16 protein-coding genes are annotated in these 19820 nt (G+C 65.6%); 7 read left to right on the top strand and 9 right to left on the bottom strand.

Annotated features, from left to right (window positions below; translation table 11 throughout):
* Positions 1–4 precede the first annotated feature (4 nt).
* The 4 genes from VT03_RS11760 to dapA all read right to left on the bottom strand — a co-directional run bounded on the left by VT03_RS11760 (position 5) and on the right by dapA (position 4638).
* Positions 5–1222 carry an FAD:protein FMN transferase gene (locus VT03_RS11760; protein WP_075093157.1) on the bottom strand — a complete coding sequence of 406 codons (1218 nt, stop codon included), beginning with the start codon at positions 1220–1222 and terminating at the stop codon, positions 5–7.
* Positions 1207–2898 carry an FMN-binding protein gene (locus VT03_RS11755; RefSeq protein WP_075093156.1) on the bottom strand — a complete coding sequence of 564 codons (1692 nt, stop codon included), beginning with the start codon at positions 2896–2898 and terminating at the stop codon, positions 1207–1209. Before VT03_RS11755 ends, VT03_RS11760 begins: the two co-directional genes overlap by 16 nt.
* On the bottom strand, positions 2895–3656 hold the full coding sequence (locus VT03_RS11750; protein ID WP_075093155.1) for a hypothetical protein: 762 nt from the start codon (positions 3654–3656) through the stop codon (positions 2895–2897). Before VT03_RS11750 ends, VT03_RS11755 begins: the two co-directional genes overlap by 4 nt.
* A 94-nt stretch (positions 3657–3750) precedes the next feature.
* A complete protein-coding gene (gene dapA / locus VT03_RS11745) occupies positions 3751–4638 on the bottom strand; it encodes a 4-hydroxy-tetrahydrodipicolinate synthase (protein ID WP_197489308.1) in 888 nt (295 codons plus the stop codon).
* Between the two features lie 297 nt (positions 4639–4935).
* Here dapA and VT03_RS11740 point away from each other — a divergent pair, with 297 nt between their 5' ends.
* From VT03_RS11740 to VT03_RS11725, 4 genes are all read left to right on the top strand, one after another.
* The gene (locus VT03_RS11740; protein ID WP_075093154.1) at positions 4936–5166 is read left to right on the top strand and encodes a hypothetical protein; all 231 of its coding nucleotides are present in this window, start codon (positions 4936–4938) and stop codon (positions 5164–5166) included.
* A 127-nt stretch (positions 5167–5293) separates the two neighbouring features.
* Positions 5294–5629: a hypothetical protein gene (locus VT03_RS11735; protein ID WP_075093153.1), complete on the top strand. Its 336-nt coding sequence runs from the start codon at positions 5294–5296 to the stop codon at positions 5627–5629.
* Positions 5630–6101: 472 nt separating this feature from the next.
* Positions 6102–8330: an FdhF/YdeP family oxidoreductase gene (locus VT03_RS11730; protein ID WP_075093152.1), complete on the top strand. Its 2229-nt coding sequence runs from the start codon at positions 6102–6104 to the stop codon at positions 8328–8330.
* Positions 8331–8371: 41 nt separating this feature from the next.
* On the top strand, positions 8372–8740 hold the full coding sequence (locus VT03_RS11725) for a hypothetical protein (RefSeq protein ID WP_075093151.1): 369 nt from the start codon (positions 8372–8374) through the stop codon (positions 8738–8740).
* 1 nt (position 8741) lies between these two features.
* On the opposite strand, the gene VT03_RS11720 is transcribed toward VT03_RS11725, so the two are convergent.
* Positions 8742–9533, bottom strand: a complete 792-nt coding sequence (locus VT03_RS11720) for an AAA family ATPase (protein WP_075093150.1) — start codon at positions 9531–9533, stop codon at positions 8742–8744.
* 775 nt (positions 9534–10308) lie between these two features.
* Here VT03_RS11720 and VT03_RS11715 point away from each other — a divergent pair.
* Together VT03_RS11715 and VT03_RS11710 are read left to right on the top strand one after the other, a co-directional pair.
* Positions 10309–10536 (top strand): carbon storage regulator, encoded by a 228-nt coding sequence (locus VT03_RS11715; RefSeq protein ID WP_075093149.1) that lies wholly within the window; start codon positions 10309–10311, stop codon positions 10534–10536.
* A 174-nt stretch (positions 10537–10710) separates the two neighbouring features.
* A complete protein-coding gene (locus VT03_RS11710) occupies positions 10711–11031 on the top strand; it encodes a hypothetical protein (RefSeq protein ID WP_156514438.1) in 321 nt (106 codons plus the stop codon).
* 534 nt (positions 11032–11565) lie between these two features.
* Here VT03_RS11710 and VT03_RS11705 read toward each other — a convergent pair.
* The 3 genes from VT03_RS11705 to VT03_RS11700 form a co-directional block, all read right to left on the bottom strand.
* Positions 11566–13215, bottom strand: coding sequence for a peptide chain release factor 3 (locus VT03_RS11705; RefSeq protein WP_075093147.1), 1650 nt, complete (start codon positions 13213–13215; stop codon positions 11566–11568).
* 446 nt (positions 13216–13661) lie between these two features.
* On the bottom strand, positions 13662–13835 hold the full coding sequence (locus tag VT03_RS33425; protein ID WP_156514437.1) for a hypothetical protein: 174 nt from the start codon (positions 13833–13835) through the stop codon (positions 13662–13664).
* Positions 13836–13872: 37 nt separating this feature from the next.
* Positions 13873–15339 (bottom strand): DUF1501 domain-containing protein, encoded by a 1467-nt coding sequence (locus VT03_RS11700; RefSeq protein ID WP_075093146.1) that lies wholly within the window; start codon positions 15337–15339, stop codon positions 13873–13875.
* 249 nt (positions 15340–15588) lie between these two features.
* Between VT03_RS11700 and VT03_RS11695 the strand changes: the two genes are divergently transcribed.
* A complete protein-coding gene (locus tag VT03_RS11695) occupies positions 15589–16974 on the top strand; it encodes an IS4 family transposase (RefSeq protein ID WP_075092986.1) in 1386 nt (461 codons plus the stop codon).
* Positions 16975–17058: 84 nt separating this feature from the next.
* Here VT03_RS11695 and VT03_RS11690 read toward each other — a convergent pair whose 3' ends face one another.
* Positions 17059–19140 (bottom strand): FAD-dependent oxidoreductase, encoded by a 2082-nt coding sequence (locus tag VT03_RS11690; protein ID WP_197489307.1) that lies wholly within the window; start codon positions 19138–19140, stop codon positions 17059–17061.
* Positions 19141–19820: the final 680 nt, after the last annotated feature.

The raw sequence follows: 19820 nt of genomic DNA, 5'->3' as shown, positions 1-19820 counted from the left end.
CCTCTCAGTTGCTGCCAGTCGTCCCGCGGGGTCTCCAGCGCGAGAAGGATTTCGCTACGACGAGAATCAGCACCGCCGCCACGTAGGCGTACCCCCACGAGAACGAGCGCTCGGGCGGCGGTGGCGACTCTCCCTCCGGGGTGTCGGAAATCGGCAGCCGGATGCGGGAGCGTCCGGGAGTGCTGAGCTCCACAACGGGAGGAGTGCGGTGAACGAAGAGGGCCGCCAAGTTCTCGGTGTCCGCAACCGCGCGGCCTTCCGTCGCTCCGAGAGCGAGGAGCGCTGTCGACCAGCGATCCGCCTCGAGAGCCGTCTCGGCAACGACGGTAACCGAGACCGTGTCGTGACGGACCGGTGAGAGCGTCCGGCCGTCGAAGATGTGCGACGTCGCTGCGCCGTCGGCCTGCTGCCGTTCCTGTCGGTAGGTGCCCGACGTCGAGACCGCTCCGTCCTGCAGCGGGACGCGCGCCAGGATTGCCTTGGGATCGTGCGGCGACTCGATCGCGATCCGCCAGGGCTCGCCCCGCACGGTCTGTCCAATGCCGCAGAACTCTCCCCCGAGGCCGACCAGCGCGGAATCGACTCCCCGAGATTGCAGTATCTCGGCGAGGCGGTCGATCGCATACCCCTCGACGAGGGCATTGAGATCTAGCCGCGCCGCCGGATGCGATTTTCGAACCCGGGGCGGCGTGAGCGCAGCCTCGATCAGCTGGAACCCGACCTGCGGAAGGTCCGTTCTTGAGAGCGACTGAGCCGGTGGCGAGATCGGTACAAGTTCGCGGATCCCCCAGAGCCGACCGAGTGGCTCGATCGTCGGATCGAAGGCTCCCCCGGTTCGCGCGGCGACGTCGAGGGCGGACAGGGTGACCTGCGCGAAGTCCTCCGAGACGTCGATCCAGTCGGTCGTCGACTGGTCGTTCCAACGCGAGATCTCCGAATCCGCGCGGTAGAGGCTGAAGATCCCTTCGAGGCGATCGAGTTCCTGCTGGACGGTCTCGCGGAGTTCGCTTGGCTCGGCGAGGGAGGCGTTTTCTTGAGGACGCACGCCGTCGGCGAGGCGGATCGTCCAGGTTGTTCCCATCGTCCTCCCTTCCAGGACGACGTCATCCCCGCGACTCGTCGTGGTGTTCGCCATCGTGACCAGGAACGCGACGAGCAGAAGAACCGGCCGACGGAGGACGGCAGCGATCGGCGAGCGATGGAATCTCAGCTCCAGAGCCATAGCGCCGCTCCGGCCAGCGAGAGGGTCAGGGCAAGCGTGTCGCGGCGGGTCCACTGCGTCGCCGTCCCATGCGTGCGGACGTAATCGAGGACCGCCCCCGTCGGGCAGCCGTAGCGGCAATACGCCATCGGAACGAAGGCCGAGGCGACGAGCCCCGCGATCGCGATCGCGACCGTGGCCCAGCCCGCGGCCCGCCAGACATAGGCGTCGAACGGCTCGATGTCGACGAGACTGTAGGGCCAGTGCAGGAGTGCGACGGCGAGGATCCAGAGGAGGAGCAGCGGGCGGATCAGGCCGAGCCACCGCGCCACGCCGCGGGGAACATGCCACGTGCGGCGGCCCGAGGGGCGGAGCCATTCCTGGATCGCTCCGTGCGGACAGAGGTGGCTGCAATAGACGTTGCGCCGCGTCAGGAGCGGAACGAGGAAAGCCGCGACCGTCAGCACCACGAGGCCGGTCGCACTCGACCAGGGGACGCCGCTCTGCGCCCACCCGACGAGCATCGCCTGCGACAGCAGTTCGCCGTTCGTAAAGCCGAGGTATCCCACGATCGCCAGTTGCAGGAGACGCCGTGCCCACCATCGGCGTCGAAGAGAGGTCAGGCCGACGAGCAGACCCCAGCCGATGACGGTGAGCGATCCGACCGTGTTCCAGGGAACGGTGGCCTTGGCGGTCTCCGATTGCGCGGGAGCAGCCTGGGTCACCCTGGCGGCCTCGATCAGCGTGCGGGCGACGGCGAGGCTTGTCGTGGTCGCGCCCGACACCCCTTCGAAGCCTTCCTCGAGCGGATCCGACTGCGCGACATCGGCGAGCGTCCGGCCGTTCCAGATCTCGCGGAAGTAGTCGTCCCCGCGGATGTAGGCGACGTACTCCTCGTTGTCATAAGTGACGCCCAGCGCCACACCGGTGATCCTGCCCGCCGAGTCGACTCCGATCAGCGTCTCGGTCGGTCCCTGGTAGCCGACAATCTCGTCCGCGGCGGGGCTCGACCGCAGCAGGGTTCCAATCGTCTGCGGCCCCTTCTGGACGGACCACATCGCGCTCGCATCGAGCCGGGAGACCTCGGTCACCTCCGGAAACAGTTTTTGAACGTCCGCCAGCCGGGGAGGATCCGGGAACTTCGATGTCTGGACAGCCCCGCCGAAGCGGGCCTCCCATCCCTGGAGGATGGCAATCGTGGTCAGCGTGGCGCCGGTGACTCCGTCGAGGTGGGGACCTTGAGAAACGGCCGTGGGACTGCGTCCCCGGAACTGATTCCAGAACGCGGCATCGCGGGAGATCAGGCCGACATGCTCCCGCGTGTCGCGGCTGCTCAGGATCTCCGCCCCCAGGACCTTGCCATCCGGGGCCAGGGCAATCAGGACATTGGTGGGGCCCGAGAACCCGACGAACCGGTCGCTGGTCGGCGACGTCTGGAGGATCTGGCCCAGCAGCTCTTTCTCCGCGGAAAGAACCGTCAGTCCACCCTCGGCGGAGGCGTCGCCGTACTGGGCCGCGGCGGGAAAGAACTGCTGCGTCCGTTCGAGAGGAATGGCGTGAAGGGACTGCGACTGCGTCCGGGCCAGAAACTTCCGGTGCTGCCCGTGGATCAGCGCGATAACCAGAACGAACATTCCCACCCGCAGCAGATGGATGGGAGGGAAGCGGCGGAGCGGACCCAGCAGGGACCCGATCACGGCTGTCGTGACTCCGCGTCAGGGGCGGGGGCGGTCATCCCGGACGAGGTTTTGCGGCGCCGGGTGGCGAGCGCCTCGTAGTAGCGGCGGATCTGGGCGTCGTACTCCGGAAGGTAGCGATCGTTGAAGGACCGGTTGAGCTGCTCGCGGACAGCCGGCGGGAGGTGCCCCCAGACGGCGTCGGTCAGCACCTGGCGTTGCCGCTTCCGCTCGGCGTCGCTCGGGATCCCCCCTTCGGTCCGCTCCTGAGACTCGGCGGCGTTCTCCTGATCGGAGCGCCGCTGGTTCCCGCCCCCTCCCGAGCCGCCCGCCGCGGAGGGGGGATTGCCGGAGGGTTTCTGATCCGAAGGGGACTGATCGGACGGCTGCCCGTCCTGCGGGGACTCGGGCGACTGCGAGGAGCCACCCGAGGGGGGCGAATCGGAGGAGGACGAACCCTGCTGCTTCAGCAGCTTCTCCAGATCGGCGACGATCTTCCGCTGGAGCTGGCGCGTCTCTTCGTCGAGCTGCCCCTTCTCCAGCCGGGTCCCCGCGTCGCGCATCCCCCGGGCGATCTGCTGCAAGGGGTTTTCATCCGGGGACGTCATGCCACCGGGCTCGACCGTCTCGGCCGGCTTGGCCTTCTTCTCGGGAGCGGTCTCCTGGGCGTCGGTGGTCGACACCCATCCCGCGAGAGCGCTCGCCGCAACGAGGCCGCGGAGCGAGGTCAGGGAGAGGAAACGGCATCGCCGACGCAGCGTAGCGCATCGATCGAGCATCGCTTCCTCCTTTCCTCTTTCGGGATGGGCGAACACGTCCTGTCCGCCCGTCCCTAGTCTCTCGACCCTATTCCCTCGATCCTGGTCCCTCGTCCTACAGGAGCCCGTACGTCTTGAGGGTCTTCTCCAGCTTCACCTGATCCTGCTCGGAGAGCGGCGTCAGCGGGAGGCGGACCTCGCCGGTGTCGCGACCCAAGCGGGCCATGGCGGCCTTCAGCGGGATCGGGTTCGTGGCGAGGCTCAGCATGTCGCGGCAGAGCGGGAACAGCTTGTGGTGCGACTTCTGGGCTTCGGCAATGTTGCCCGCCTTCCAGGCGGCGATCATCGCCAGCACGTCCTTCGGGACGATGTTGCCGACGACCGACACGACGCCGCTGCCACCCATCGACATGAGCGGGAGGGTGAGGCTGTCGTCCCCGGAGAGGACGGTGAGGCGGCTGCCGGAGAGGATCTGCGACGCCTGGTCCATGGAGCCGGTCGACTCCTTGACGGCGACGATCGTCGGGATCTCGGCGAGCCGGCAGATCGTTTCCGGCTCCATGTTCTTGGCGGTGCGGCCGGGGATGTTGTAGAGGACGATCGGCAGGTCGCACGCCTCGGCGACGGCGGCGAAGTGCCGGTAGAAGCCGTCCTGCATCGGCTTGTTGTAGTAGGGGGCGACCATCAGGGCCCCGTCGGCTCCGGCCGCCTTGGCCGCCTTCGTCAGGCGGATCGCTTCCAGGGTGCTGTTCGAGCCGGTGCCGGCCATGACGCGGACGCGTCCCTTGGCCTGTTCGCAGACGATCTTGATGACCCGCTCGTGCTCGTCGTGGGTCAGGGTCGGGCTTTCGCCGGTCGTCCCGCAGGGGCTGACGCAGTTGGTCCCTTGCTCGACCTGCCAGTCGACCAGTTTCCGCAGGGCGGCCTCATCGACCTTGCCATCGCGAAACGGCGTGACGAGGGCCACGGTCAGACCGGCAAACATCTCACCCTTGCGGGACATCTTTCACTCCTGGGTCGTTCTCAACGCGCCGACTGGCGACTTTCGTTCGGCGAAACGGGCATGTTACCGCCGGAAGGACATTCCTTCATCCGTTTTGTTCGCAGGGATAACGACCGGCGGCGGGGCGCGGCCGCAGGCTTTTCCCAATCGGCGAGGGTCCTGAGACTCCTCCGGCGGGCGTTGGCTCCGTTAACTCCCGCGGCGAGTTGAGGTTCCGGAGAATCGGCGCGGTTGGGATTGATCCGTTGGCGGAGGGAATCCGTTTTCGCTGCTGTCCTCACACAAGGAGTTTCACACATGCGGTGGATCCGGAATCTCAGCCTGACGGCCCTTGGAACGATGGCCACGCTGAGCGGTCTGACCGGTCTGGTCTGGATGGCCGGCACGATCGCTCTCGTGGGGCGTGACAACGCGGCGCAGCCGGGCGCCTGGGAATATCTGATGATGACTTCGTTCGTCACGATGCTCGTGACGGGCTTCGGGCTGCTCGTGACGACGGGGCCGCGGCTTCCGGACGATGAGCTGTAGTGCTCGGGCGGGGGTCTCGCGGGAGGCCGGCGGGGGCGGGAAAACTCGTCTGGTCTCGTTTTCACGTTCTGCGGTAGATTCCGCCGGTCTTTGACCGATTCCTTACCGAATCTGCCGCGAGTCTCTGGTGTTCACCCGTCCTCCTGCCGCCGTGTGTCTGGCGCTGATCGCGGTTTCCGCGGTGGTGACGGGGTGTTCGCCGGCGACGACGCGGTTCCCGACCTGCACGTGGATGGGTTCGGAGTATCAGCGGCGGGAAGCGCAGGTTCAGGATCCGTATCCCGATTCGCGGATGGGGCCGGACACGCAGTCGCGTCCGCTGGGGTTTGTGCAGCAGCGATCGCAGGTCCAGATCTCGAAGGACCGGTTTGGTGCTGCGGTGCAGAAGCAGCGGTATGGGAATCCGTTCGCACCGCCACCGGTACCGACCACGCAGTATCCGGAAGCCGTGGAGCTGCGGTAGCGAACTCTTTTTCACCGGGTCCAGGGGCACCCTGGTGGGGAGTGCAGAGGGGCAACGCCCCTTTGCCCGCCGGAGGCCTGTCTTGTCGGACGATGTCTGAAGGCGTCAGTATCCAAACGCGGACATCGTGTCGGATGCCCCCCCTCACCAACCCCCGGGGATTGCAAGGCGGGCGGTGAGTCCTCAACGCCGCTCCCACAAAGCGGACGTCCGTTGTGTCCCGCGGTTCCTCATGGAAGCGCCTCCGGCGGCAAGGGGTTGCCCCCTTGACCCCGGTTGCCGTCGCACGATGGGATTGAGCTATCAACGCTGTGTCGGCAAGGACGTCGTACGCGCAAATCGCATCAACATTGATTCACCGGCCCCACTGGCCGATACTTGAATCAGATGACCCCGATGCGAAAGCGCCCCACGCTCGGACAGCAAAGCGCCTTCGTCGACCCGTTTCTCTAGTTTCGTTGCGAGACAACGCGTGGCGCTCAAGGCACCCAAACACGGCGGCGGCTGGCGAGCCATCCTCTACAGCCTCAAGCTGAGCCACAAAGTCGGCTGGTGGAAAATGTGGACCGCCATGCGGTCCAAAAACGCCTGCAAGACCTGCGCTGTCGGCATGGGGGGCCAGCTCGGCGGCATGGTCAACGAGGGGGGCTACTTCCCCGAGGTCTGCAAAAAGTCGTTCCAGGCCATGGCCTCCGACATGCAGGGAGGAATGCGCCTCGACTGGATCCAGAAAACCCCCCTGAACCAGCTCCGCGCCCTCACCCCCAAACAACTCGAAGAGTCCGGCCGCCTCACCGAACCGCTCTACCTCGCCCCCGGCGAGAAGACCTACCGCGTCATCTCCTGGGACGAAGCCCTCGACAAGATCGCCGCCAAGCTCCAGACCGCCGGTCCCCAGCGGACGTTCTTCTACGCCAGCGGCCGAGCCTCGAACGAAGCGGGGTTCCTGCTCCAGCTCCTGTCGCGCCTGTTCGGCACGAACTACGTCAACAACTGCTCGTACTACTGCCACCAGGCCAGCGGCGTCGGCCTCGGAATGGCCATCGGCACCGGAGCCGGAACGGTCAAACTCGACGACCTCGACGAAGCGGACCTCTACATCCTCATCGGAGCCAACCCGTCGTCGAACCACCCCCGGCTGATGAAGACCTTCGCCCACCTCCGGCGGCGGGGTGGCAAGATCATCGTTGTCAATCCGATCAAAGAACTCGGCCTGACGAAGTTCCGCGTCCCGAGCGACGTCCGGAGCATGCTCTTCGGCTCCGACATCGCCAGCACGTTCGTCCAGCCGCACATCGGCGGCGACCTGGCGATGCTGACCGGGATCGCCAAAGAGATCCTGGAACGGAACGCCCAGAACACCGCGTTCATCGAACAGCACACGGAGAACTTCCAGGAGTTCGTCGCCCAGGTCCAGGCAACACCCTGGGAGCGGATTACGGAGGAAAGTGGCGTCAGCCGGGCGGAGATCCGGGACATCGCGGAGCAGTACCTCGCCGCCAAGAACGCGGTCATCGGCTGGTGCATGGGGATCACGCACCACCTCCACGGCACCCGGAGCGTCCTGACGATCGCCAACCTCGCGCTGCTGCGGGGAATGGTCGGCCGCAAGAGCGCGGGCCTCATGCCGATCCGCGGCCACAGCAACGTCCAGGGGCTCGGCTCGGTCGGCGTTACGCCGGCTCTCAAGCACTCGATGCTCGAACGCCTCGAGAGGCGGCTCGGGATCCAAGTCCCCAAGAGCCCCGGCCTCGACACGATGGCCTGCATGACAGCGGCCCACCGCGGCGAGATGGACGTGGCGTTCTGCCTCGGCGGAAACCTCTACGGCAGCAACCCCGATGCGAAGCACGCCCTGGAGGCGATGCAGAAGATCGACACGATCATCTACCTCTCGACGACCCTCAACACGGGCCACGCCTGGGGAACCGGCAAAGAGACGATCATCCTCCCCGTCCTCCCCCGCGACGAGGAAACGCAGCCGACGACGCAGGAGTCGATGTTCAGCTACGTCCGCCTGAGCGACGGCGGGATCCAGCGGTTCAGCAGCCCGCGGAGCGAGGTCTCGATCCTGGCGACGATCGGCCAGCGTCTGTTCGCCGGCGACACGCGGCTCGACTGGAAAAAAATGGAGAGCCACGCCGCGATCCGCGAGCTGATCGCCGAACTGATCCCCGGCTATGAAGACCTCAAGGGGCTTGGGGAGAAGAAGAAGGAGTTCCACGTCCCCGGCCGCGCCGTCTCCGAGTACAAGTTCCCGACGGCGAGCGGCAAAGCCAAGTTCCACGCCGTCCCGCTGCCGGAGCGTCCGCCGCTGAACGGCCACCTGCGGATGATGACCCTCCGCTCGGAAGGGCAGTTCAACAGCGTCGTCTACGACGACTACGACCTCTACCGCGGCCAGGAGCGGCGGGATGTGATCCTGATGAGCGGCGAGGACATCCGCCGGCTCGGCCTCAAGGTCGACCAGCGGGTCGCGATCCGCAGCGAGGCGGGGGAGATGCGGTACATTCTCGTACGCGAGATCGACATCCGTCCGGGCAATGCGGCGATGTATTACCCCGAGTCGAATGTCCTGGTCCCGCACGCGGTCGATCCGCTCTCGAAGACGCCCGCCTTCAAGTCGGTGCTCGTCAGCATCGAACCGGAGGTCGAGATGCCAGCCCTGGAGAAGACCGCGACTGTCGCGCTCACGCACTGAGAGTCTGGCGGCTGTGGTTTCTCAACGGGCGGTAACTCGATATGGCGGCGAAAGCGGCGACGTACGACAAGCGGCTGCTCGGAACCTGGAAGTCCGATACTCGGAGGACGTTCCGCAACTGGAAGCCTGACCGGGGAATGCCTCCGGCGAAGCTCCGGAAGTTCAAGAGCCTGTTTGGCAAAATGATCGTCCGCTGGACGCCGGAGCAGATTCTCAGCGGCTTTGATCCCAGCGAGCTCAGTGAGGAGCCCTACGAGGTCGTTGCGAGCGACTCCTCAAGCGTCGTCGTCCGAACCTCTTGTCAGTGGAGGGACGATTGGACGCTGGCCTATATTCGTTTTGAGGGCGATCGCTACTGGGTGACGAACGCGACGTCCCGATTCGGAGAATGCTTCCGCCGAATCGCCTGACTCAAGTCGCCACGAGCAGCACTTCCTCCGCGGCCGCGTCAACGAGCGAAGCGTGAATCTCTGTCGCGCCGTCCGCGGTCGCGGCCAGCATGGCGACGCGGCAGAGCCGGCTCACCAGTCGCGGCTCGCCGCGGGTCAGCTCATGGATCCGGCGGACCGCGTCCGAGTCAAACGGAGTGCCGTCGGCGCCGACCCGTTCGAACGCCGCGCGGATGAACCGGGCGGTCTCGGGCAGGGAAAACCGGCTGAGCTCGATCCGTAGCGCTCCGTGGCGACGGACAAACTCCGCGAAGAGTCCGGTCGGCGGCTGTGGCGACGCCAGCAGGATCGTCAGGCCGTGCGTCCCCTGCGTCAGGAGCTGATCGAGGAGGGGCCAGACATCGGGATGGGCGTGCTGGCCGTGGTCGAGAAGCAGGACCAGCTCCAGGCCCGCCATGTCGAGCCCGCCGATCCCGTTCATCACGGCGTCCCAGAGCGACAGGGAGTCGGCCGGCAGCCCGCCGTTGAGGCCGAGTGCGGCGTCGAGACGGACCAGCAGGCGGGCGGCGTTGAGGCCGGAGAGATCGATCAGGGCTCCTTGGCGGCCGGTGCGGCGGATGTCTCCGAGGAGCTTCTGGAACAGCCGCGACTTTCCGCTTCCCGGCGGGCCCGTCAGGATGCCGCAGGACTGGCGCCCTTCGATCACGAAGTGCATGCGGGCAAGCGCTTCGTCGTGCTCCGGACTGGCGAAGACCCAGCCGAGTTCTTCCGCCTCGAACGGATTCGGAATCGAGGTTTCATCGGCGTACGACATCGCGCGGTCTCCGGTCCGGACACAGCTCTTCGGACACGACAGCGCGGCGTCCGGTTGTAGGGATTGGATCGGTTCTCCCGTGGCAGGGAGTTCAATCGAGATCCCGATCGGGGCGGTCGACGGCGGAGGTTCTCGATCGCGACGGCGGAATTGGCCGATGGCGCTCTGCGGACGCCCTGAGCGAGCGTGCCACCGCCCGGCGTGGAAATTATCTGGCTCCCACGCGGCTGCCTGTAGAAAACAACAGTAGTGAACGATTGTTCTTGACAGGCCGGCATCGCCAATTAGACTTCGCATCGCGTTGCGGGTTGGACCGCACGCCCGGCGTGGAAGCCGGTTCTGCCTTCCGCGTTCCTCCTTCCGCCCCCTTCCTTTCGAGGAGCTCATCAGGATGATGCAGCGGCCAGTGGATGAGGCGATCACCGACTGGAGAACGGACCCGACGCTCTGTCGCGGTCTGGCGTTTCTGAGAGCGCATGCCGTGATGCTGTTGGCACGGCGTCTTCTTCCTCAATCTCGAACGAACTGGATCTGACCGGATCGAGGTTCCGTCCGCGTGATGCGGCGGGACATTCGAGCCGGATCGATCGAGGGCCTTGGCGAGGGCGCTCGATCGTCGTGCACGCCGCGGCTTTTGTGGCGGCGGTCTGTGCGCTTCCCGTCCCGGTCTGGCGACCCGCGGCGAAGGAGTCGATCCGCCGCTTCCCGGAATCCTCTTCCACACCATCGAACACACGGGGCCGGCAGCGCCGCGCCCCGACACCTGGAGAGTCTCATGCTTGTTCTGTCCCGTAAGCCCGGCGAGTCCCTGCTCATCGACGGCCGCATCCGGATCACCGTTCTCGGCTGCGGCTCCCGCGCCCGCATCGGCATCGAAGCCCCGGCGGACGTCCAGATCGTGCGGTCCGAGATCGCTTTCGACTTTTCTCCCGAGATCCTCACGGGGCACGAAGCGGTCAGCGGATCGGCCCTGTCCGCTCCGCGGCTCCGGGAAGTGTCCTAATTTGGACGGCGCGGCGTCTCATTCCGGCGGCACCGTCTGGGGAAACTTTGCCGAAAACTCCTGGGATTCGGCAGTTTCTGCCGTTTGGCCCGGACCTTGCATTCTCGTCATGTAACAAGGGAGGTTGGCACTTCGCTCTCCCCGGACTGATCGAGATTGATGAGGAGAATCACGATGTTTCGAGCACTGACTTTGGGATTGGCGATCATCCTGACGGGAGCCACCGCTGCGAACGCCGGGCATGGTCACTCTGGTCACAACCATCACAACCACGGGTATGGCGGCGGTTACTACGGCGGGTACGGATACGGAACCGGTTTCCGGGGCGGATACGGAACGGGATACGGTTACGGATCATCGTGGAACCGCGGCGGGGTCTACCATGACACCAGCCACTGGGACTACCACCCGACCGAGGTGATCCCGCACCGGAACCACTACCACGTCGTCCCGGGGCACTATCACTTTCACAACACCGGCCACTACCACTGGTAGGTTGCCGGGCGTTGTGAGGTGTCCCTTCAGCGGAAATCCTTCGGAAGCCGCGTGAGCGAGTGATCGCCGCGCGGCTTTTTTCGTTCAGCGGCTCCTGAGCCCGATGGTGCGGTTCGGGTGCATTCGCCGGATGGTGGTCGGTCGAGCGATTCGGATCGCTCCAACCACATCCTCGCCGGCACGACTCTGCTTGCTCAAACCCAACGTGCGACGGCAGCCGGGGTCAAGGGGGTAACCCCTTGCCGCCGGAGGCACTTTCGTCGCGGAACCGCGGGACACAACGGATGTCCCCTTTGTGGAACCGGCGTTGGGGACTCACCGCTCGCTCTGAAGACGCCACGGGTTGGTGAGGGGGCATACGACACGTCGCCCGCGCTTGGACACGTGCTCCTTCAGACATCTCTCAACGGCCAGGCCTCCGGCGGGCAAAGGGGCGTTGCCCCCCTTGCATCCCCCCACCAGGGTGCCCCTGGACCCGGTTGGGTCGTGCAATGGATTGTTCGTCCGCTGCCACCATCCGGCAAACGCACCCGCTCAGCCCGCCGGCCGCGTATCCGTAAACGTCAGTTTGGGGTTCATATCGCGGCAGTACCGCAGCATCCCCTCAGACTCGAACAGCAGAACGACGCGGCCGTCCTCGTCCCGCAACTCGCGGGAGGTCGACGGAATGCGGATGTTCGCCATGTCCTGCTCGTCGCCGGAGATCCAGCGGGCGAACTGATAGGGAAGCCGCTGCAGCGTCGTCTTGGCGTTGTACTCCGCCTCCAGGCGGTACTGAACAACGTCGAACTGCAGCTGCCCGACGGCGGCGAGCACCGGCTCGCGGGACATCGCCGACGGTTCGTGCAGCAGCTGGATCGCTCCTTCCTCCACGAGCTGCGACAGCCCCTTGTCGAACTGCTTGCGGCGGAGGGTCTCGGTGCAGCGAAGGATCCCGAAGCATTCGGGCGGAAAGAGCCACTGTCCTGAGAAGCGGATCCGCTCCCCCTCGCTCAGTGTGTCTCCCAGCCGGAACTGTCCGGGGATCACGACCCCCAGGACGTCCCCCGGAAAGGCGACATCCATCGTCTCGCGTTCCTGGGCGAAGACCCGCTGGGCCCGTTTGACGCGGATCTTCTCCCCCGTGCGGGAGAGGACGATTTCCATGTCCCGGCTGAACTTCCCCGTGCAGACCCGCATGAACGCGACGCGGTCGTGGTGCCTCGGGTCGAGGTTCGCCTGGATCTTGAAGATCACGCCGCCGAAGTCGGGCCCATCGGTCGGGACCGGTCCGGCGTCCGACATCCGTGGCGTCGGCGGCGGGGAGAGCGCGAGGAACCCGGCCAGGAACGCCTCGACGCCGAAGTTGTTGAGAGCGCTGCCGTAGAAAACCGGCGTCACCTTGCCCGCCAGAAAGTCCTCCTGGCGGAACTCTTCCCCCGCGCAGTCGAGCAGGTCGACCTCGTCGCGGACCTTGGCGAGCAGGTCGGCGTCCAGCACGTCGCCGGCGGTCTCGAACGTCCGGACGTCGGTCGGCACTTTGTTCGAGCCGTGCGCCACGGGCTTGAACAGCAGGAGTTCCCGCTTCTGTCGGTTGACGACGCCGGTGAACTCCCGTCCGGTCCCGACGGGCCAGTTGTGCGGGATGGCGTGGATGCCGAGGACCTCTTCGATCTGGCTCAGGATCGAGAGTGGATCGCAGCCGGGGCGGTCGACCTTGTTGATGAACGTCAGGATCGGGATCCGGCGGTCGGAGCAGATCTTGAACAGCTTTTTGGTCTGGGCCTCGATCCCCTTCACGGCGTCGATGACCATCACCGCGCAGTCGGCGGCGGTGAGGGTCCGGTAGGTGTCTTCGCTGAAGTCCTCGTGACCGGGGGTGTCGAGGAGGTTGAGGAGGAAGCCCTCGTACTCAAACGAGAGGACGGTCGAGGTGATCGAGATCCCGCGCTCGCGCTCGATCGCCATCCAGTCCGACGTCACGGCACGTTGCGATTTCCGTCCCCGGACGGCGCCGGCCTCGGCGACGCAGCCGGAGTACAGCAGGAGCTTTTCGGTGAGGGTCGTCTTACCGGCGTCGGGGTGGGAGATGATGGCAAACGTGCGGCGGCGCTGGACCTCGCGGCGGATCTCGGCGACTTCAGGGCTGACGCGCTCCTCACCGGCTTCGGATGCGGCGGCGGAGGTCTCGACGGATTGATTCATGGAAGGGCAGTTCGTCCGGTGGAGGGTGCGGACGAGGCAGTGCGGACGAGGGGATGCGATGGGGAAAGCCGGGAATGATAACAGCTTTCCGGGAAAAAGCGGCGAACCCGGCGCGCCCGCCGGCGCGGCTCGATAGCTCAAACCCAACGTGCCCCGGCAGCCTGGGGTCAAGGGGGCCCAGAGAAACAACACAGGCCCTTGCCGCCGGAGGCACTTCTACGAGGAACCGTGGTAAGCAACGGACGTCCCCTTTATAGGATCAGCGTCGAGGACTCCCTCACATCACATCGCTCGCTTTGCAACCCCGCGGGTTGGTGACGGGGCATACAACACGTTGTCCGCGTTTGGACACTCAGTCCTTCAGACATCTCTCGACGGCCAGGCCTCCGGCGGGCAAGGGGGATTCTCCCCCTTGCATCCCCTGACCAGGGTGCCCCTGGACCCGGCTATGGGGCGATTTTTAACCGATCAAGCTCCGCCTGCGCTGTCGCGACATCCTTCCTCAGCCTGTCGACCTCCGCCTGGTCATCCCGCTGCTTGAGCGCTCCCGACAACTGCTGCTGCAGCCGCTGCAACCGCGTCCGGATCACCTCAATCTGCTTGCGCTGCTTCTTGTCCATCGAGCGGAGAACTCTCTTCCAGGACTCATCAAAGAGATCAGGCCAGGATGTCGGAAACGACCTTGCCATGAACATCGGTCAGCCGGAAATCCCGTCCCTGGAACTTGTACGTCAGCTGTTCGTGATTGACCCCCAGACAGTGCAGGATCGTGGCGTTCAGATCGTGGATGTGCACCGGCTTGTCGACCACGTTGTAGCTGAAGTCGTCCGTCTCGCCGTACACAAGCCCCTTCTTCACTCCGCCGCCCGCCATCCACATCGTGAAGTTCCGCGGATGATGGTCGCGGCCATAGTTGTCCTTCGTCAGCGTCCCCTGCGAGTACACCGTCCGGCCAAACTCGCCCCCCCACACAACCAGCGTGTCGTCGAGCAGCCCCAACCGCTTCAGGTCCCAGATCAGGGCGGCGCTCGCCTTGTCCGACTGCGGGGCGAGGTTGCGGATGTTCCCCGGCAGACTGCCGTGGTGATCCCACCCGCGGAGGAAAACCTGCGTGAACCGCACTCCCCGTTCGGCCAGCCGCCGGGCCAGGAGGCAGTTGTAGGCGAACGTCCCGGGGGACGTGACGTCCGGCCCGTACATATCGAGGACCTCCTTGGGTTCCTTCGAGATGTCGGTCAGGTCCGGCACCGACGTCTGCATCTTGAACGCCATCTCGTACTGCGCAATCCGGGAGACGATCTCCGGATCTCCCATCTCGGCGTACCGCTGCTGGTTCAGCTCCGCGAGGCCGTCCAGCATCCGCCGCCGCGTCTCCTTGTCGACCCCCGCCGGGTCGCTCAGATACAGGACCGGGTCCCCCGAGGACCGCAGGCTGACGCCGGCGTGCCGCGTCGGCAGGAAGCCCGAGCCCCACAGCCGCGAGAAGAGAGCCTGCGGTGTCGCCCCGTTCGAGAGCCGAGAGACCAGGACCACGAATGACGGCAGGTTCTCGTTGGGACTGCCGATTCCGTACGACGCCCAGGCCCCCATGCTGGGGCGGCCCGGGATCTGGCTGCCGGTCTGGATATAGGTGATCGCCGGGTCGTGGTTGATTGCCTCGGTGTTGACCGTCTTCACGATCGTGATGTCGTCGACGATCTTCGAGATGTTCGGCAGCAGTTCGCTCAGCCACGCCCCGGATTGTCCGTGCTGGGCGAACTTGAAGACCGACGGGGCGCACGGAAACCGCGTCTGCCCGGAGGTCATGGTCGTGATCCGCTGGCCGTTGCGGATGCTGTCCGGGAGGTCCTTGTCGAAGTATTCCGCGAGCTTCGGCTTGTGGTCGAAGAGATCGAGCTGCGACGGAGCGTCCGCCATGAACAGCCAGATCACGCGCTTGGCGGTCGGTTTGTGGTGGAAGGTCTTCAGGGCGCCGGCGGCATCGACTGGCGGTGGGGCGGCGGTGTTTGCAAACGCTTGTGGGTTGAGGCACGACGCGAGGGCCGCTCCACCCAATCCTGCCGCGGCGCGATTGAAGAAGTACCGGCGGGTGTGGAACTGCATGTCATCGAGAAACGGTGCCATCACCCTGCCTCACCAATCCGGACGCGAACCGACACATCGACATTTCATTATGCAACGTTCACCGGGGAGGGTCCAGCCAGAGGTACGACCGGCCGCTGACCGCGTCCTTGCCGGCACGGCTCTGTTTGCTCAAACCCAACGTGCGACGGCGGCCGGGGTCAAGGGGGTACCCCTTTAAAGGTGAGCGAGTCAGTCCTTACCCTGTCTCTGTCTGGAGGTTGCGACGGACTCCTGGAGAGGACAACAGGGATGTTGCCAGCCGAAGTGTTGGAGCGTTTTGTCGAACGCTGTCCCGCCGCGGTCATGGTGCGGGCCGTTCTGGAGAACCTGCTGCGGCCCGAGCGGCTGGATGAGGTCTTCCAGCGGGCCGCCCAGCGGCAGTACAGCCGCCAGCTCCTGTTCTCGCAGCTCGTGGCGATCATGTCGGCTGTCGCCACCCGTTCGCAGCCGTCTGTCCATGCCGCCTATCTGGCGGCTCAGGACAAACTCGACATCTCACCCCAGGCCCTGTACGACAAACTTCGACGGCTTGAACCGGCCGTCACGGCCGCCCTGGTCCGCGAGACCGCCCGCGATGCCGCACGAGCCATCGATGCTCTGCCGGGCCTGCGGCCACCCGTGCTGACCGGGGGACTGAAGACGTACGACGTCTATTGTGTCGACGGGAATCACCTGACCAGCACGGAGCACCGGCTTGCCGAGTTGCGGACGACCCGCGAAGCGGCCCTCCCCGGACAGACGCTGGCCCTGCTGGACCTTCGTCGGGGGCTGATCACGGAACTTGTTCCCGGCGAGGATGGCCATGCCCAGGAACGCTCGCTCGTCCCGGAGCTGCTGGAGCGGTTGCGGAAGGGGATGGTGCTCGTCGCCGACCGGAACTTCTGCACGAGCCGGATCCTGTTCGGAATCGTGGAACACGCGGCCAGCTTTGTGATCCGCCAGCATCGCTCGACGCTCTCCTGGGAGCGGGAGGGGAAGCGGCGGCGGATCGGCCGGACGGCGACGGGGATGATGTTCGAGCAGACCCTGGACCTGAACTATGAGGGCCAGACGCTGCCGGTCCGGCGGCTGACGATCGAACTGGACGGACCGACGAACCAAGGGGAGAGCGAAGTCCACATCCTGACGAATCTTCCGGCTGAAACGGTCCCGCCCGGCGAGGTGGTGGAGGCGTACCGCCTGCGGTGGACGATCGAAGAGGCGTTCCAGTGTCTGACGGAGGTTCTGCGGTGCGAGGTGGAAACGCTGGGCTATCCGCGGGCGGCCCTGTTCTCGTTTGCCGTGGCGGTGGTGGCCTGGAACACGTATGCGGTGGTCAAGGGGGCGCTGAAGTCGGTTCACGGCTGGGAGACGATCGAGGCGACGCTGTCCGACTATCACCTGATGCATGACGTGCTGCTGACGCACTGCGGCCTGGAGATCGCTGTGGAGGCTTCGGCGTGGTGCTGGCACCAGGGGTTGTGCCCCCAGGGGCTGGCGAAGGAGCTGGTTCGTCTGGCGAAGAGGGTGAAGTTGTCCCGGTATCCCAAGCGGAAGCGAGGTCCGAAACACCCGCCTCCCGCGAAAACAGGACGCCGCAACGATCACCTCTCGACCGCCAGACTCCTTGAGAAACGCAAACGCAAACGACCTTGAAAGGGGTAGCCCCTTGACCCCAGGCTGCCGTGGCACGTTGGGTTTGACGTAGCACAGCCGCTCCGGCAAGGACGCGGTTTGAGCTCACTTGCCTTCAACGGGCACAAGCTGCAACGCGTCCAGAATCACAAACCCATCCGTCCCTGAATTCCCCACCGTCAGTGTCGACTCCTCTCCCCCCGCCAACTCGACCGCCCCCACCGCGCGGAGGGACTGACCGGCCGGAAGAGGCCGCGTCTGGTCCACCTTCAACTCCGTCCGCCCCCCGCCGCTGGCAATGACAATCGGCACGTTCGTGGCCCGGGTCGGATGCGGAGAGTACGCCATCCGCACCTCATACCGCCCCCCCTTCGGAGCGGTGAACCGAAAGGTGGCCCCCGACTCTCCATCCCCCCGCCGGTCGTCATGGCGGTAACCCCGACCGATGAACGGCTTGAAGTTCACCGAAGTCGACCACGCCCCCTTCAATTCCGCCGACGCATCGTCCAGCACAATCCCGGAGAGCGTACGCGGATCAATCCCCGCCCCCGCCCCTGCCGCTTCTCCCGACGGCGGAGGAGGCAACGGCGGCAGCTCCGGCAAATCGAGCACCTGCCCCTGGGCCTTCAGCCGCTCCCGCAACCGAGGATAACTGAGGTCCTGAACGGCCACGTCCTCCCGGGCCGCCAGCGCGGCGGCGACCCCGGCGCTCTGCCCCAGGATCATCCAGGTCGGCTCGACCCGCAGGGACGAGAGAGCCACATGCGTGCAGGAAAGCGGCACCGGAACCAGCAGGTTGTCGCACTCCCCCCGCCGGGGAACAATCGCCCGATACGGAACGTGATACGGATACCCGTGCCGCCGCCCCGGCATGCGGACCGGAAAGATCGTCCCCTCGTTGACCACCGTACCATCCGGCAGGGCCACGCGCTGCACGTCGTGCGAGTCGATCGGGAACGAAGAGACCACAATCGGATCGTCCTTCCCGGGCTCATCCAGGATGTCCTTCTGACTGAGGACGTACTCCCCCTTCAGGCGGCGTCCCTCCCGCACGTAAAGCTGCGGCGACCAGTGACCCTGCGAGGCGAACTCGTCGCGACACAGCCCGTACTCGGCCATCGACCGCCGCAAAGCCTCGGGAACCGCCGGATCGGTCGTGAGGAAGTGATACAGCTCCAGCGTGTACTGCTTGTGCGCCTCCCAGATCGCCTGGCGGCCGGCGGCGTCCGCTTCACTCCAGCCGTTGCATCCCCCGACCAGCCCCATCGAGAACTGCTTGCCGATCCCGTTGTTCGCGTCGAACTTGTCCCCCGGAAGGGGATACAGGTCCCACAGCAGGTGCGGCTTCTTCTCTTGGGCGAAGTACCGACGGACCGCCTCAAACCGCGCCGAGTCATACGCCGCGGGGGCCGGGAACGGAACGCGGTTGGCGGGAGACTTCGTCAGGCACAGGCGAAAGCTGTAAACCATCACCATCGAGTCCCCGTCCTCAGCGGGACCGGCATCCTGCGTCGTCAGCAGCGGAAGCGGCTTACCACCGGCATCGAGTCCGGAGAACGCCATCGGCGGCTTGGGATACTGTTTCCCCGCGTAGGACTCGCCGAACGCGCGCCGCCCCTCCCGGCCGATCGTCCAGCTCGCCCCGGCAGCGGCGATCAAATCCCCTTCGTACGTCGCATCGATAAAGACCCGCGCCGCGAACTCGCCCCCTGTCGTGATCAGCCGGTCGATCCGCGGCCCCGTCTTCACGACGGAGCTCAGCACCCGCTCCGGCAGCACCCGGACCCCGGCTTCCTCCAGCATCTCCCGCGTCACCCGGGCTGCGACGTGCGGCTCATACGTCCAGACCGCCTGGTCCTTCACCGCCACGCTGTAAGGAAGCGTGACGCCCCGCGCCCTGTAGTCCTGTTCCACCCGCCGATGCCATTCCTCGAAGAGTCCCCGAACGGTACTCCGGACGGTCTGGTTGGAATCGCTGAAGCTCAACCCGCCCGTATTGACCCCGCCGACATGCCCGCTCGGCTCCAGCAGAACAACCGAAGCCCCCTCACGAGCCGCGGCAATCGCGGCGCAGAACCCGCCCGGCGTCGCGCCGTACACCACCACATCGGCGGCAACCGGTTCCGCTGCCAGGACTGGACTCCCCAGAGAGAGCCACAAGGAGGCAGCGAGCAGCAATCGCATCATGGATCGAGGAAACCTTCACAAGGGATCGAGCGGCACATCGGCGTGCGAGCCGGACAAACCGGGCCGCCATGCTACTCGTCCCAATCCCGACCATCCACGTCGCTTCGATGGTGGCGAGAGGAGTCAGCTGCAGGGTGGAACCCTGCCCGCCGAAGGCACTCTCTTGCGAAACGGTCCAAGCCACGATGGAGTCCGCAGGCCGAGGGAAGATCCACAAGGCACCCCGCAATCAGGACGCTGGTCGCCGAGGCTGGACGAGCAGCATCCTGTTGTCGTTGATGCGCCGCTGCCCTTGAACCTGCAAGCTGTCAGAAGTGTCACTTGCCGGCGAGGGCTCTCTCGCGCCCCGCCGTGGGTCTGTCGGCTATCATTGAGCGAGTGGTGCGACTCAGGACTGGATGGAGTGAAGCCGGGGAGTCAACACTGCCACTTGTCGCCACGAAAATCGAAGCGGCAACCGGTTTACGGAGGTCACTGTCATTCCTTACGGTATAATCGTTAGCCGTCGCCATGAGCGGGATATGGCGGGGGCAACTACGAACTACAGCGTTGTTGAGTTTTTAAGGTTCCGGTTTCCTGAGTTCCTACTTTTTAGGTCCTCTTCAGCAAGCTCGACTCCGTCGCTTCGATCGGCTGAGAAGCGTGTGTGTGAGTCAAGTCGGCTGAGTCACGCTGGTGCC

The organism is Planctomyces sp. SH-PL14 (genome assembly GCF_001610835.1).
GTDB lineage: Bacteria > Planctomycetota > Planctomycetia > Planctomycetales > Planctomycetaceae > Planctomyces_A.
Note: the sequence above shows the minus strand (reverse complement) of the source record. Positions and strands in the feature narration are given on the sequence as shown.